This is a genomic window from Streptomyces venezuelae, assembly GCF_008642355.1.
In the GTDB taxonomy this organism is placed as follows: Bacteria; Actinomycetota; Actinomycetes; order Streptomycetales; family Streptomycetaceae; genus Streptomyces; species Streptomyces venezuelae_B.
In genome coordinates this window covers 6168217-6183393 of record NZ_CP029193.1, presented here as the reverse complement: position 1 = coordinate 6183393, position 15177 = coordinate 6168217, and the positions used below count along the sequence as shown (strand labels likewise).

At 70.5% G+C, this 15177-nt stretch carries 9 protein-coding genes; 2 read left to right on the top strand and 7 right to left on the bottom strand.

Annotation, left to right across the window (positions count from 1 at the left end; translation table 11 throughout):
• Positions 1-13 precede the first annotated feature (13 nt).
• From DEJ47_RS28580 to DEJ47_RS28565, 4 genes are all read right to left on the bottom strand, one after another.
• Positions 14-2104, bottom strand: a complete 2091-nt coding sequence (locus DEJ47_RS28580; RefSeq protein ID WP_150172991.1) for an IucA/IucC family protein — start codon at positions 2102-2104, stop codon at positions 14-16.
• Positions 2105-2162: 58 nt separating this feature from the next.
• Positions 2163-2927, bottom strand: a complete 765-nt coding sequence (locus tag DEJ47_RS28575) for a GNAT family N-acetyltransferase (protein ID WP_398336739.1) — start codon at positions 2925-2927, stop codon at positions 2163-2165.
• A gap of 35 nt (positions 2928-2962) precedes the next feature.
• Positions 2963-4987: an IucA/IucC family protein gene (locus DEJ47_RS28570; RefSeq protein ID WP_150172989.1), complete on the bottom strand. Its 2025-nt coding sequence runs from the start codon at positions 4985-4987 to the stop codon at positions 2963-2965.
• 104 nt (positions 4988-5091) lie between these two features.
• The gene (locus DEJ47_RS28565; protein WP_150175916.1) at positions 5092-6513 is read right to left on the bottom strand and encodes a diaminobutyrate--2-oxoglutarate transaminase family protein; all 1422 of its coding nucleotides are present in this window, start codon (positions 6511-6513) and stop codon (positions 5092-5094) included.
• 451 nt (positions 6514-6964) lie between these two features.
• Here DEJ47_RS28565 and DEJ47_RS28560 point away from each other — a divergent pair, with 451 nt between their 5' ends.
• Together DEJ47_RS28560 and DEJ47_RS28555 are read left to right on the top strand one after the other, a co-directional pair.
• Entirely contained in the window at positions 6965-8194 is a 1230-nt protein-coding gene (locus DEJ47_RS28560) for a trypsin-like serine peptidase (RefSeq protein ID WP_150172987.1), read from the top strand.
• Positions 8195-8376: 182 nt separating this feature from the next.
• Positions 8377-9588: a trypsin-like serine peptidase gene (locus DEJ47_RS28555; RefSeq protein WP_150172985.1), complete on the top strand. Its 1212-nt coding sequence runs from the start codon at positions 8377-8379 to the stop codon at positions 9586-9588.
• A 143-nt stretch (positions 9589-9731) separates the two neighbouring features.
• Here DEJ47_RS28555 and hflX read toward each other — a convergent pair whose 3' ends face one another.
• The 3 genes from hflX to DEJ47_RS28540 all read right to left on the bottom strand — a co-directional run bounded on the left by hflX (position 9732) and on the right by DEJ47_RS28540 (position 15139).
• Positions 9732-11222, bottom strand: a complete 1491-nt coding sequence (hflX, locus tag DEJ47_RS28550) for a GTPase HflX (RefSeq protein WP_150172983.1) — start codon at positions 11220-11222, stop codon at positions 9732-9734.
• Between the two features lie 195 nt (positions 11223-11417).
• Positions 11418-12902, bottom strand: a complete 1485-nt coding sequence (locus DEJ47_RS28545) for a M1 family metallopeptidase (protein ID WP_150172981.1) — start codon at positions 12900-12902, stop codon at positions 11418-11420.
• An 83-nt stretch (positions 12903-12985) separates the two neighbouring features.
• Complete coding sequence (locus tag DEJ47_RS28540) at positions 12986-15139, bottom strand: RelA/SpoT family protein (protein ID WP_150172979.1); 2154 nt, start codon at positions 15137-15139, stop codon at positions 12986-12988.
• Positions 15140-15177 lie beyond the last annotated feature (38 nt).

Here is a 15177-nt window from a genome sequence, read left to right as displayed (position 1 = left end):
GACAATCCGCCGATCAAGGCTGATGGAGGGGGTTGGCCACCGTTCCGTGCACGGCGGCGTGCGGACGCTGGGGCCGGTCACGGTATCCGTCGAGGTGAAGGCGGTTCCGGTTCAGGCAGAGCCGCTCGATACGGGGGGTGAGCAGGTCGAACATCTCGTACCGTTCCTTCAGCTCGGGAGCGCGGGCCTGGTGACGCAAAATCTCGGCCCGTACGAAGGACCAGAAGTCGGCCTCCGCAACACCCAGTTGTTCCTCGCAGAGCGGCGCGAGGTACCGGAAGACACCCACGAAAAGACCCGAGTGGATGAACTGGGTGAGGAAGCCGGGCGGCTCGGTGAGGAGTACGTCGCGCACATCGCCGGGCATCGCGTCGTGTTCGGGCAGCGGCACCGCGCTCACGTTGACGTCGTCCACGAAGTCCTTCACCGCGAGTCGGACGGGCACGTCCTTGTCGTCGAAAACGACGATGGCGTTCTCCCCATGAGGGGAGAACACCGTGCCGTAGCGGTAGAGGAAGTGCAGCAGGGGCGGCAGCAGTGCGGCGAAGAGCCGTCGCAGCCAAGCCTCGGGGGCCAGCCCCGAGCGCTGCACGAGCTCGGCGACGAACGCGCGCCCGTCGGAGTCGGTGTGCGTGAGGGAGGCGAGGGTACGGGCACGTTCACCGGGCGCGAGGTACCGGTGGAGGGGCTCCCGCCAGATGGCGCCGAGCAACTCGCGGTACTGGTAAGGGACTTCCGGCAACCCGTCGTACACGGGGTGCTCGACGGCCACCGACGCCACCTCGCCGAGAAGAATGACCCCGCATTCGTCACGCAGGAAGGGGTCGGCGTCCCGCAGCGCGTGCATCCAGGCCGTGACGGCGGGTGCGGCGACCGTGCGGCCGGTGGGCAGGCCCCTCCACACGAGCGTGTTCAGGACCGACAGCGGAAGCTTCACGGTGTGCCGGTCGGGGCGGGTGGTGTTGAGGAACGTACGGATGGACTGCTGGGGAAGGCGCAGGTCACCGTCGGAGAAGAGCGGAACGATGGCGTTCGCGGCGATGGACGGGGCAAAGAGCGGGAGCACGGTCTCGTCCCACTGCCAGGGGTGCACCGGCAGGTAGAGGTAGTGCGCCGGGTCCAGCCCGCGTGCGCGCAGTAAGCCCGCGAAAGCTTCCCTTATGTCGGCGGAGAGTTCACGCGCGTACAGCTGCTGGGCAGTGTCCAGTCCCGCGACGCCGCGGTACACGGCGAGGTCGGAGTGGACGGCGATCCATGGAAGCGTCGTGGAGCGGCGTGCCTCGGGCGCCCAGCGGTCGGTGTCGCCTGCGGAGAATCCGATCCGGCCTTTGTTGAGGACGAGCCACGGGTGGCCCGTCTGATGCCCTTCGAGTTCCGCATAGCCGAGGTCGGCGAGCTGAGCCGCGCTGAGCGCCGTGTGATCGATCCGGGCGTCGGCACTGAGGGTCACGGTGAGCTCGCGGATGAGATGACCAAGGGTGGCACCGTCCAGGCCCAGGGTCCGACGGGCCAGTACGAGGAAGCGCAGGGGGTCGCTCAACGCGACGGCCGGCCCGTTGCCCTCGGTGAGGGTCAGGCCGGCCGGGTCCACATACCAGCTTCCGTACGATCCGCGGCGCGCCCGGAAAGTGAGGACGGTGCCTTGCTGCCCGGCGGAGCCGGTGGGTTCGGCCGAGCGGGTGCGTTCGTGAGCGCCGGTGGGCTCGGCGGAGCCGGTGGGTTCGTGAGCGCGGGTGGGCTGCTGGGCGCCGGTGGGTTCGTGGGAGCCGGTGATTCCGCCCCGCTTCCCCGCCGCATCGACGGCCTCGCCCCACCTCCGCGGCCCGTCCACGGCTGCCTCCGGTCCGGCCGGTTCGAGTCGAAGCCGGTAGGTGGCCGCTTCACCGCCCCCGGCACCGCCGCGGCTCGCGTCCCCCTCTCCATCCCGCTCCCCTTCGGCCAGGGGCACGGGGACCGGCCGGATGATCTCTTCGTACGCGAACTCGCCGATCATCTTGGCCAGCAGCCTGCGTCCGGCCTCTCGCCATCTGTCCTGGGTCAGTTCGGGTGGGTCGTGGAGCTCGGTGGACGGTCGGAGAAACGGGCTGGGGGACGGATTCGGCACGGGGACTCCTCAGGGAGGGAACCGGATCGGGTCGAGCGGTGCACTAAGAGTGACCAGGTCAGAGCAGGGCGCGCAGGGCCCGGTCACGGACCATGAGCGCCGCGCGTTTGTCGGGCAGATCCACCTCGGCGAAGAAGCGGAAACCGGCGCTCAGGAAGGCGGAGACGGAGGGGGTGTTGCGCAGGTCGGGTTCAGCTACGACGCGTGCGCAGGAAGGGCGGTGGTCGAGCACGAGGTCGGCCACGGCTCTGAGCAACGAAGTGCCGAGGCCGCGGCCGCGGTTGGCGACGCTGCCGATGAGGAGGTGGATGCCGGTGTCGTGCGGCCGCGAGGCGTAGTGCCGGGCCAGCGGATCCAGGTCCGCCCGGTACAGCTCCCAGTAGCTCATCGGCATGCCGTCCAGCACACCCAGGCAGGGAACACTGCGTCCGTCCCCGTCCAGCTGTGTCCGGAGGTGGGTCTCCGTCACGGCCTCGGGTCCGGCCAGTTCCCAGAAAGCGGCCACCGCGGGGTCGTTCATCCAGCGGCTGATCACTCGGAGGTCACGTTCGAGACGTACGGGCACGAGTTGGAAGACACCGGCGCCGGTGGTGACAGGGCCCCAGTCACCGACGCCGTCCAGGAGATCGTCCTGCGCCCCACCGATCCGCCGCTCGCCCTCTGCCAACAGGGCGACGAGCTCATCGGGCAACCGCAGGTCGAGGGTGTCCGCGCAGTCGGCGCCGCCCGCAGTGGATTCGATTCCGGCATCGCGTCCGGGGTCAATACCGGCGTCGATCCCATCGTCGATCCCGTCATCGGTGCTCGCATCGGTGGGAGACACGACGTCGCTCCTGTCAGCAGAGGTGGGGCATGTCCTCAGGAATGGAGGGGGTTGGGGATGGTGACGTAGACGGACTGGGTGTCGACCGGGCCGACGAGCTCGTCAAGACCGTGCAACCGGGTCAGCAGGTTGGCCTTGCAGCGCAGCACGGGTGAGTCGAGCAGGGTCGCGGGCAGCGAGGTGCGCAGCTTGGCGGGGCCCGAGGCCACGTCGGCGAGGAAGCGACGGAAGGCGGCGAGCAGCAACCGTTCGTCCGCGAGCCGTTCGGCGCCGAGAGCTCCGATGAGGCCGAGGACGTTGTTGATGCCGAGGTAGTAGGCGAACCGTTCGTCCGTCACCCCGTCGGACACGAACGTGTCGCTGTCCCTCCCGATGCCGGGAAGGCGTCGTTCGAGGTCGGCGCGCCGGGACTCGCGGAAGTAGTAGCCCTGGTTGTCGCGGTACCGGCCGCCCACGGGCCAGCCGTCGGGGTCGAGCAGGAGGAGGGTGTTCTGCTGGTGCGCCTCCAGGGCGACCCCTGCCTCGCTGTCCAGCCAGAGCACGGGGCGTACGACGGTTTCCAGATAGCGCAGGAACCACTCGGTGGCAACTGCGCCCCGGGAGCGGCCCGTTCGTCCGGCGAGGCGGGTGACGGTCTCGCCGAGCCGGGAGCGCATCGCGTGGCTGTCCTGGCAGGAGGGCAGCACCGAGGGCCGGGGTGAGACGAGTCCGGCGATGCAGGTGGCGTCGTCTCCGGGTCGGAAGGGGTTGTGCCGGATCATGACGTCGAGCCCGGCGACGGGCGTGCCGTCGGGCTGCGTCACGGCGAGCCATGCAGGGTCGCGGACCACGTCGAAGCAGGGGTGGACCGACTGCCACTCCTCGGCGAGGCCGCTGCGCAACAGCCGGTGGACCTCGACGCCGCGGTGGAGTTCTTTGCGGAGGTTCTCACGACGGGAGTTGGTGATGCGCAGGCCGAGCGACAGCTTCAGCATGGCGGCCGCGCCGGGGCGGTAGAGGGTCCGGACGGAGGAGGTGGGGCGCCAGGGGGCGCCGTGGGTGCCGAGATCCTGGATGAGATCGGCGTCGAAGAGCGCGGCGGTCGAGGGCCGGTGCCGGAGCTCGCGGATTTGCCACGGGTGCACGGGAAGGGCGACGCGGTCGTCCGGGAGCGGCAACTCGCCGCCTACGAGGCGGGCGGCGAGCTGGTCGGCGGGGACGGTGCGGCCGCGCTCGGTCCACGCCGAATCGGAGGCCAGTACAGAGCGGTCGACAGCGAGCCAGTGCAGCGCGAAGGTGCCGCGCAACTCCGGGGAGTACAGGCGGGATTCGGTGTCGGAGAGGCCCTCGCGGCTCTTGGGGGTCGGATGCAGGGGGTGCCCGAGAAGGAGGGACTGCTCGGCGGCGAGGAAGAGGTCGGGTTCGTCGGCGGGCCGGTCACGACGGTCGGCGATGAAGGTGGCCGTGCGCCGAACCGAGTCGGCGACGCGACCGACGAGGTCGGCACCGTCGACGGGCTCGGACGGGTTGACCGCTGCTTCCGTGCCGACCGCTGCGGCTTGGTCGGCCGCATCGGCTTTGTCGGCCGCATCGGCAACGGTTGTCGCTTGCTCCGCACTGCCGTCCTGAGCCCATGGTTCCGTCGTACGCCGGGCTGACTCGCGGCCAAGGAGGGCTGCGACGGTGACGGCGTCCACGGGTGGCGCGCCGGCGGGGCCGTCCTCCAGGTAGGGGAGGCTGAAGCGGTGCCAGCCGGTGGCCGACCAGTAGTGCACGGGGACGAGCAGCGCCGTTCCGCTGGCTTCGAGGGGGACCCGCAGGATTCCGTGGTCCGGAGCGGGGAGGTTGTTCTCCCTGACCCAGCAGCGGAGGAGGTTCTCGACGGCCGCTGCCTGTGCGGCGATGTGCGGGTCGGGGTGTTCCAACAGGTCGCTGGAGACCCCGCGCAGGCGCTCGGCCTCCTGGCCGCCACCCTTCTGCCGGGGGACCGTACCGGACTCCGCCACCAGTGAGGTGTGCGCGCCGCACGCGCCTGGGGCGTCGGGTTGGGGGCGGCCTTCGGATGCGGGGGTGGCGTTCAAGAGGGCTTCCTTGTGGGGTTGTTCGGGGTCTCCGTGTGGCGATGCGGCCCGGGACGTGCTCGGCGGATCACGTCCACCGGGACGGCCGCTCGGGCCCGTCTCGGCTATCTGAGGTGGGCGTGCGCCGCGGTGGCCAGCGCGTCGGCGAGGCGGTCGAGGACCGCGGTCGCCTGTTCGTCGGTGAGGGTGAGGGGAGGCAGGAGACGTACGACGCTGGAGTGGCGGCCGCCCAGTTCGACGATGAGGCCGCGGCGCAGACACTCCCGCTGCACGGCGGCGGCGAGTTCGGGCGCCGGGGGGCGGGGCTGCGCGGTGGGGGCGAGGTCGGCGAGGGGTGCGTCGAGGTGCTGCTGTGCGGATGCGGCACCCGGTTCGGCGTTCGCGTGCGGGTCCACCAGTTCCACGCCGATCATCAGTCCCCGACCGCGGACCTCGCCGATGCAGGGGTGGTGCGCGGCCAGCGAGCGGAGTTGGGCAAGCATGCGGGCGCCGAGGGTGGCGGCGCGTTCGGCGAGGCCGTTCTCACGGACGTACGCGAGGGTCGCCGCACCCGCGGCCATGGCGAGCTGGTTGCCGCGGAAGGTTCCCGCGTGGGCGCCGGGGGGCCATACGTCGAGGTCGTCGCGGTAGACCACGACGGCCAGGGGGAGGCTGCCACCGATCGCCTTGGAGAGCACCATCACGTCCGGGACGATGCCGCTGTGCTCGACGGCCCAGAAGGCGCCGGTGCGGCCGACGCCCGTCTGCACCTCGTCCGCGATGAGCGGGATGCCGCGGGCGGCGGTGATCTCGCGCATCCGGCGGAGCCAGGCGTCGGGTGCGGGGTAGACCCCGCCTTCTCCCTGGACGGGTTCGAGGATCATGCCGGCGGGGGACGGTACGCCCGATTTGGTGTCGTCGAGGAGGTTTTCCGTCCACCGGGCGGACAGTTCGGCGCCTCGTGCGCCGCCGAGGCCGAAGGGGCAGCGGTAGTCCTGGGGGTAGGGCAGGCGTCCGACCCGGACGGTCGATGCGCCGCCGGATGCTTCGAGCGCCCCGGCGGTCATGCCGTGGTAGGCGCCGGTGAAGGCGAGCAGGCCGTCGCGGCCGGTGGCCGCACGGACGAGCTTCAGCGCCGCCTCCACCGCGTCCGTCCCGGCCGGGCCGCAGAACTGGATCCGCGCACGGTCCGCGAGGCCGGGCGGCAGCGTGCGGAACAGTTCCGTGGTGAAGGCGTCCTTGACCGGTGTGGCCAGATCGAGGACGTGCAGCGGGGCCCCGGAGTCGAGGACCTTCCTGATCGCTTCGAGCACCACGGGGTGGTTGTGGCCCAATGCGAGGGTTCCTGCGCCGGAGAGGCAGTCGAGGTAGCGGCGGCCGTCGGCGCCCTCGATCGTCAGGCCGCGGGCCCGGACCGGGACGATCGGGAGGGCTCGCGCGTAGGTACGGGCGGCCGATTCGCGTGCGGCCTGGCGCCGCAGGATGCCTTCGTGAGCTGTGGTCTGCGCCGCGGGAGCCGCCACGGGCTGCGCCCCTGCGTGCGGCAGCGGTTGCGTCACGGGCTGCGTCACGGAATTCACTGCGGACGCCGCCGCGGGCGCAGGATCGGTCACGGCCACGACTGTTGGTCCTCCCGCTGTGGACGGATGCGGCCGTCCGATGACGGTCCGGAGAGCGTCATGTGGGCGAACGCGCAGGCGAGTTGGGCAGGGGGATGAACGCATGCGGCGATTCCCCCGTACGTACCAACGACGAGAGGCCCGGCGGAACACGGGCAAGGGGAAGATCCTTGCCGTGACGGAACCGTTGCCCTTCCGTCGGCCGTCCCCAACGGCACCGGCATAGTGTGGGGGCCGTTCATCAGCCACGGATGGCGCCGCTCCCCCGAGCAAACCCGAGCAAATCGAGCGAAGGGGTGCCGCACCGGTGGCAACGGGTGCTCCGTACCCGGATGTCCAGCACTTTGGAACAATTTCGAGGCCCAGGGGGAATCTCACGATGCGACCCATACGTCCGCTCTTCGCTGTTCGCAGTAGGAGGAGCACGCGCTCCAGAACTTCCTCTGTGGCGGCTGTGGCGCTCGGCGCGGCGCTCGTACTGACCGCCACGGCCTGCGGTCCCAGCGAGGACAACGCCGCCGGTGACTCGTCCTCGGCCCAGCCCGGCGACAGCAACGGTGACGACAAGATCCAGATCCCGGACGCCTGGAAGGACAAGCTCAAGGAGAACGGGATCGACCTGGACGAATGGAAGAACGGCGCCTGGAAGAACTGGAACAAGGACGACTGGCTGCGCGAGGCCGGCGACTTCGTCAACCCGATCATCGAGGACCTGTGGGACCCGGACCGGATGCGGGACGCCGACAAGAACCCCGACCGGGGCGTCGACGAGAACGACATCTCCGGTGACCAGGGCGTCACCGACCCGACCCCCAAGCCCGTGGAGGCAGCCGCCGTGAAGGCGCCGTACCACGACCAGGTCGCCGAGTCGGGCAAGCTCTTCTTCGACGGCCCCGAGGGTTCGATGGTCTGCTCCGCGACCGTCGTGAAGGACCCCGCCCACCCGGGCAAGTCCAACATGGTGTGGACCGCGGGCCACTGCGTGCACGCGGGCGCCAAGGGCGGCTGGTACCGCAACATGGTCTTCGTGCCGTCGTACAACAACAGCGGCAAGTCGGTCGCGGAGCTGCAGAACGCTCCGAAGGAAGAGGTCGCTCCGTACGGCGTCTGGTGGGGTGACTGGGCGCAGACCTCCGACCAGTGGATCGAGCAGGGCGGTCCGACCGGCGGCGCGGGCGCGCCGTACGACTTCGCGGTCATCCACGTGAAGCCGGAGAAGGGCAGCGAGGGCAAGTCGCTCGAGGAGACGGTCGGTTCGGCGCTCCCGGTGGACTTCAACGCCCCGGCCGTTCCGCAGATCGACACGATGACGGCGACGGGATACCCGGCGGCGCCGCCGTTCGACGGCCAGAAGATGTTCCAGTGCGCCGACAAGCCGGGCCGTCTCTCGCTGACGAAGCCCGACCCGACCATGTACCGCGTCGGCTGCACCATGACCGGCGGGTCGTCCGGCGGCGGCTGGGTCACCAAGGGCCAGGACGGCAAGCCCGCGCTCGTGTCGAACACCTCCATCGGTCCGGTGACGGCGGGTTGGCTGGCCGGTCCGCGCCTCGGCAAGGAAGCCAAGGGCATCTACAGCGCGGTGAGCAAGAAGTTCGCCGACAAGTAGTTCGTTCCCACAGGGATTCCTGTACGGCGGCGGGGCGCCGGAAACCTTCACGCCCCCGCCGCCGTTCGTACCCAACCCCACGGGCATAGTGGGGTGTCGCATCGACGTCCGGCGTGGGGAGCCGCGCCGACAGACATGACACGCACATGGCAGATTTTCGTTCCATCGGGGGTAACAGCACCATGCGTTCCACTCGTGCGCCGTTCGCGCGCAACCGCGGACGGCGGGTGGCGCTCGCCGCCACCGGGCTCGCGGCCACTCTGGCGCTCACCGCCACCGCCTGTGGTCCCAGCGACGACAAGGCAAGCGACAAGCCGGACTCCACCACGTCCCAGGGAGCCGACGGCTCCGACTCCGGTTCCGACGTCAGGCTTCCCGACGGCCTCGCCGACAAGCTCAAGGACAAGGGCATCGACCTGGACGACTGGAAGAACGGCGCCTGGAAGAACTGGGACAAGGACGACTGGGTCCGGGAGGCCAAGGACTTCGCCAACCCGGTCATCGAAGGGCTCTGGAAGCCCGAGCGGATGAAGAAGGCGAAGGACCCGAACAAGACGATCGCCGCGAAGGACGCGGTCGCCGATCAGGGCGCGACCGACCCGGCGCCGACGCCGGTCCAGGCCAAGCAGGAGAAGACGCCGTACCACGAGAACGCCGCTCCGGTCGGCAAGATCTTCTTCGACTCCCCCAAGGGTTCGATGGTCTGCTCGGGCACCGTGGTGAAGGACCCGCGCAACCCCGGCAAGTCCAACCTCGTGTGGACCGCGGGCCACTGCGTGCACGCGGGCGCCGAGGGCGGCTGGTACCGCAACATCGCCTTCGTGCCCTCGTACAACGACCTGGGCAAGTCCGAGACCGACCTGCGCAACGCGGCTCCGCAGGAGATCGCCCCCTACGGCCAGTACTGGGCCGACTGGGTCTCGACCTCGAATGAGTGGATCAACGACGGGGGCCCGACGGGCGGCGCCGGTGCGACGTACGACTACGCCGTCATGCACGTCAAGCCGGAGCAGGGCGGCAAGTCCCTCGAGGAGACCGTCGGCAACGCGCTCGACGTCGACTTCTCGACCCCGGCCGCGCGGAGCGTGAGCTCGATGGGCGCCTGGGGCTACCCGGCCGCTCCCCCGTACAACGGCCTGATCATGCACAAGTGTGTCGACAGGCCGGGCCGTCTCTCGCTGTCGCCGTCGCTGCCGACGATGTACCGCATCGGCTGCACGATGACGGGCGGTTCGTCCGGCGGCGGCTGGTTCCGCGTGGCGAACGGCAAGACCACGCTCGTGTCGAACACCTCGATCGGCCCGGCCGAGAACACCTGGCTGGCGGGCCCGCAGCTGGGCCGCGGCGCCCAGCAGGTCTACGACATGATGAGCAAGAAGTACGGCGCTCAGTGAGCGCCTCCCGGCCGCGCGACCTCATGTGCGCGCGCCCGGACTGACACGGCGAAGGCCCGCCCCCTGCGAGAGGGGGCGGGCCTTCACTCATGCGCGCACCTGGTCTGCGCGTACCTGGGCGCCCGCGCGGGGCGCGCCGAGGTTCAGTGCGTGGCCAGCACGTACGGAGCGAGCTCCGCGGCGAGTTCCTCGTGGACCTGCGCCTTGAGCAGGGTGCCGTCGGCGGTGTGCTCCTCGGAGAGCACCTCGCCCTCGGCGTGCGCCCGCGAGACGAGCTGTCCGTGCGTGTACGGAACGAGGGCCTCGATCTCGACCTCGGGCCGCGGCAGCTCGGTGTCGATGAGCCCGAGCAGCTCCTCGATGCCGGCGCCGGTCCGCGCGGAGACCGCGATCGCGTGCTTCTCGTTGCGCAGCAGGCGCTGGAGGACCAGCGGGTCCGCCGCGTCCGCCTTGTTGATCACCACGATCTCGGGCACGTCGGTCGCGCCCACATCACGGATGACCTCGCGAACGGCGGCGAGCTGCTCCTCGGGCACCGGGTGCGAACCGTCCACCACATGCAGGATCAGGTCGGAGTCGCCGACCTCTTCCATCGTGGAGCGGAACGCCTCGACGAGGTGGTGCGGCAGGTGCCGGACGAACCCGACGGTGTCCGCCAGGGTGTAGATCCGGCCGCTCGGCGTCTCGGCCCTGCGGACGGTGGGGTCCAGAGTGGCGAACAGTGCGTTCTCCACCAGGACGCCCGCGCCCGTGAGGCGGTTGAGCAGCGAGGACTTGCCCGCGTTCGTGTATCCGGCGATGGCGACCGAGGGCACCTTGTTGCGCCTGCGTTCCTGGCGCTTGATGTCGCGGCCGGTCTTCATCTCCGCGATCTCCCGGCGCATCTTCGCCATCTTCTCGCGGATCCGTCGCCGGTCCGTCTCGATCTTGGTCTCACCGGGGCCACGGGTGGCCATGCCGCCACCGCCGCCGCCACCCATCTGCCGGGAGAGCGACTGGCCCCAGCCGCGCAGCCTCGGCAGCATGTACTGCATCTGCGCGAGGGCGACCTGCGCCTTGCCCTCGCGGGACTTGGCGTGCTGGGCGAAGATGTCGAGGATCAGGGCGGTCCTGTCGACCACCTTGACCTTGACGACGTCTTCGAGGTGGATCAGCTGGCCGGGGCTCAGCTCACCGTCGCAGACGACGGTGTCGGCGCCGGTTTCGAGCACGATGTCGCGCAGCTCCAGGGCCTTGCCGGAGCCGATGTACGTCGCCGGGTCGGGCTTGTCGCGGCGCTGGACGACGCCGTCGAGCACGAGCGCGCCCGCCGTCTCGGCGAGAGCGGCCAGCTCGGCGAGGGAGTTCTCCGCATCCTGGACCGTGCCGGAGGTCCATACGCCGACGAGCACCACGCGCTCCAGGCGGAGCTGTCGGTACTCGACTTCGGTGACGTCCTCGAGCTCGGTGGAGAGGCCGGCGACGCGGCGCAGAGCCGCGCGCTCGGAGCGGTCGAGCTGCTCGCCGTCCCGCTCTCCGTCGATCTCGTGGCTCCAGGCGACGTCCTCTTCCATCAGGGCATCGGCCCGAAGACCTTCGGGGTAGTTCTGCGCGAAGCTCTGTGCGTCCTGGGAAGGGGAAGAAGAGGAGGTCATTGGGTCCTTACGTCGATCCGTCGATGGGAAGGCGACGGATGCGGGATCCGTCACAGTCGACAACGCCCGATGCGGTCCGGAGATTCCCGGAACCTGCCGATCGTGCCCTGGGATGTCCCCGAGGGGATGTCCCTGACGGGCCCGTGCCGTCGACCTGACGATGGTTGCACGACACGGCCCGTCTCGTCATCCGGGTTATTTCCCGGACTTCCACTCCGGATGCCCCGGCATCGGCGGCGTCTTCTTTCCGTACAGCCAGCCGTCGAAGAAGGCGGTGAGGTCACGCCCGGCGACGCGGGAGGCGAGCCGCACGAAGTCGGCGGTCTCGGCGTTGCCGTCGTGGTGGACGCGGGCCCAGTTCCGCTCCAAGTGCTCGAAGGCCGGTCGGCCGATCTCCTGGCGGAGGGCATAGAGCACGAGGGCGCTGCCGTCGTAGACGACGGGGCGGAAGATGCTGATCTTCTTGCCGGGCGCGGGCGCCTTCGGCCTGGCCGGAGGCCCTCCGGCCGCGCGCCAGCTGTCCGACTGCCGGTAGGCCTGCCGCATCCGGTCGGCCACGGGCTTGTGCGCCTTCTCCTCGGCGTAGAGGGCCTCGTACCAGGTGGCGTGGCCCTCGTTGAGCCAGAGGTCCGACCACGACTTCGGGCTGACGCTGTCGCCGAACCACTGGTGCGCGAGCTCGTGCACCATGATCGAGTCGACGTACCACTCGGGGAACTCGGGTCGGGTGAAGAGCTCTCTCTCGAAGAGAGAGAGCGTCTGCGTCTCCAGTTCGTAGCCGGTCTTCGCCTGGGCGATCAGGACACCGTAGACCTCGAAGGGGTAGCGACCGACCTTCTTCTCCATCCAGCCGAGCTGGGCCGGGGTCTTGTTCAGCCAGGGCTCCAGGACCTTGCGGTCCGCCGTGGGCACCACGTCGCGTACGGGGAGGCCGTGCGGCCCCTCGCGGTGCAGCACCGTGGAGCGGCCGATGGACACCTGCGCCAGCTCGGTCGCCATGGGGTGGTGGTGCCGGTACGCCCACGTGGTGGTGGCCCCGCGCCGCGTCGCGCCGGCGGGGAGGCCGTTGGCGACGGCGGTGTACCCCTTCGGGGTGGTGACGCGGAACGTGAACGCCGCCTTGTCCGCCGGATGGTCGTTGCAGGGAAAGACCAGGTGGGCGGCGTCGGCCTGGTTGGCCATGGCAAGACCGTCGTCGGTGCGCACCCAGCCTCCCTGGGTGCCCTTCGCGTACACGGGGTCGCTGGTGTGGCGGACGGTGATCCGCAGCCTGTCGTCCCGTCGGACGGGCGCGGTCGGCGTGACGACCAGGTCCTCACCGCTGCTTTCGAAGCGTGCGCGCCGGCCGTCCATGTCGACGGAGCGCACTTTGCCGTGCGCGAAGTCCAGATTCACCCGGTCCAGGGCTTCGGTCGCCTTCGCCTCGATCTTGGTGACGGCGTCCAGCGGCTTGCGGTTGTCACCGCGGTAGGTGAAGGCGATGTCGTACGACTGCACGTCGTATCCGGGGTTGCCCAGGTGCGGGAAGAGTCGGTCGCCGATGCCGAGCGGGGTGGCGGGCGAGGGCGCGCTCGCCGCGAGGAGGGCGGCGGACACGGTCGCCGTGATCAGTGCGGCGGCGACGCGAGGGGGGCGGAGGGCCTTCGGCCCCGAGGCCGTGGTCCGAGGGGTGAGCAGCATGAACAACCGCTATCAGCGCACGTCTTCCCCGTGGTGACGGCGCGCACGGGGCCACTCGAACGAGTTGCCGTCGGCAGTGCTCTTCAGTGGGCGGCGGCCGCCGGATGCTGGGCGCGGCTCACGTCGTACACCCCGGGGACCTCGCGCATTGCGCGCATCAGTCCGGGGAGGTGTGCGGCGTCGGGGAGTTGGAGCGTGTACGTGTGGCGTACGCGCTGCTGCGTCGGCGGCTCCACGGTCGCGGAGATGATCGCCACACCTTCGAGGGCGATCGCCTCGGTGAGGTCGGCGAGCAGATGCGCCCGGCCGAACGATTCGGCGATCAGGGTGACGCGGCATTCGGCGGTGTCTCCCCAGCGCACGCCGATCTCCGGGCGCCCCACTTCCTTCATGCGCTCCACGGCGGGACAGCCGACCCTGTGGACGGTCACGACGCCGCCGCGCACGGCGAACGCGGTGACGTCGTCGGGGGGCACCGGCGTACAACAGCCCGCGAGGCGCACGCTGGCGCCCTCGCGGTCCACGACGGCGTTCGCCGCCGTGGGCCGCAGGGCAGCGGAGTCCTCCGGCGCGGGGACGACCGCTGGCGTCTGCTGGGGCGGCCGCCGTGTGGACGCCATCGGCGTGACGGCCGCAGGTGCGGGCGCGGGGTGCGTGGTGAGCCAGCGCCGGATGGCGATCCGCGCGGCGGGCGTGCGCGCGTGGTCCAGCCAGTCGCGCGAGGGCCCGGACGTGGGGTCCTGGCTCATGAGCAGCTGGACGGTGTCGCCGTCCCTCAGGACCGTGCTGAGCGTCGCCAGGCGGCCGTTCACGCGCGCGCCGATGCAGGCGTGGGCGTCCTCGCCGTACTGGGCGTAGGCGGCGTCCACGCAGCTGGCGCCCGCGGGCAGGCCGAGGGTGCCGCCGTCGGGCCGGAAGACGGCGATCTCTCGGTCCTGGGCGAGGTCCTCGCGCAGCGTCGACCAGAACGTGTCCGGGTCGGGCGCGGCCTGTTGCCAGTCGAGGAGCCGGGAGAGCCAGCCGGGCCTGGTCGGGTCCGCGCGCTCGTCGTCGGCGCGGTCGGACGGCTCCTCCGAAGGAGGAGCGTAGGGATTGTGCAGGGCGACGACGCCGGCCTCCGCGACCTGGTGCATCTGGTGCGTGCGGATGAGGACTTCGGCGACCTCGCCGTCGGAGCGGGTCACGGCCGTGTGCAGCGACTGGTAGAGGTTGAACTTCGGTACGGCGATGAAGTCCTTGAACTCCGAGACGACCGGGGTGAAGCAGGTGTGCAGCTCGCCCAGGACTCCGTAGCAGTCGGCGTCCTCGTTGACGAGCACGAGGAGGCGGCCGAAGTCGGATGCGCGGAGTTCGCCGCGTTTGCGGTGCACGCGGTGGACGGAGACGGAGTGCCGGGGCCTGATGAGCACCTCGGCGGTGATGCCCGCGTCGCGCAGGACGTTGCGCACCTCGCCCGCGATGTCCCCGAGGGGGTCTCCCTCGCTCTCGGCGTTGGCGGCGATCATGGCCTTGACCTGCGCGCAGTCCTCCGGGTGCAAGATGGCGAAGACGAGGTCCTCCAGCTCCGTCTTGAGCGCCTGCACGCCGAGACGCTCGGCCAGCGGGATGAGCACGTCCCGGGTGACCTTCGCGATGCGGGCCTGTTTCTCGGGGCGCATGACGCCGAGGGTGCGCATGTTGTGGAGGCGGTCGGCGAGCTTGATCGACATGACGCGCACGTCGTTGCCGGTGGCCACGAGCATCTTGCGGAAGGTCTCGGGTTCGGCCGCCGCTCCGTAGTCCACCTTTTCGAGCTTGGTGACGCCGTCGACCAGGTAGCAGACGTCGTCGCCGAACTCGGCCCGCACCTGGTCGAGTGTGACGTCGGTGTCCTCGACGGTGTCGTGGAGCAGGGAGGCGGTCAGGGTCGTGATCTCGGCGCCGAGCTGGGCGAGGATCAGGGTGACCGCGAGCGGGTGGGTGATGTACGGCTCACCGCTCTTGCGCGTCTGGCCGCGGTGCGAGGACTCCGCGAGGACGTACGCACGACGCAGCGGCTCCAGATCGGCGTCCGGGTAGTGGTTCCGGTGGGCCTCCGCCACATGGCCGATCGCGTCGGGCAGACGGTCCCGGGTGCCGGATCCGAGCAGGGCGGCCCTGCCGAGCCTGCGCAGGTCGAGACGCGCACGGCCGCGCTTGCGCTGGCCCCCGGACACGACGGGGCCGGGCGTGGCAGGGTTCGTGGCCTCCGCACTCATGAGCACCTCCGGCTGCTTCGACCGGCGGTGTGCGGACG

Excerpts from the sequence above, each read along its gene's own strand:
- DEJ47_RS28560 (WP_150172987.1), top strand. The coding sequence starts at position 6,965 with ATGCGACCCATACGTCCGCTCTTCGCTGTTCGCAGTAGGAGGAGCACG.
- DEJ47_RS28555 (WP_150172985.1), top strand. The coding sequence starts at position 8,377 with ATGCGTTCCACTCGTGCGCCGTTCGCGCGCAACCGCGGACGGCGGGTG.
- hflX (WP_150172983.1), bottom strand. The coding sequence starts at position 11,222 with ATGACCTCCTCTTCTTCCCCTTCCCAGGACGCACAGAGCTTCGCGCAG.
- DEJ47_RS28545 (WP_150172981.1), bottom strand. The coding sequence starts at position 12,902 with ATGCTGCTCACCCCTCGGACCACGGCCTCGGGGCCGAAGGCCCTCCGC.
- DEJ47_RS28540 (WP_150172979.1), bottom strand. The coding sequence starts at position 15,139 with ATGAGTGCGGAGGCCACGAACCCTGCCACGCCCGGCCCCGTCGTGTCC.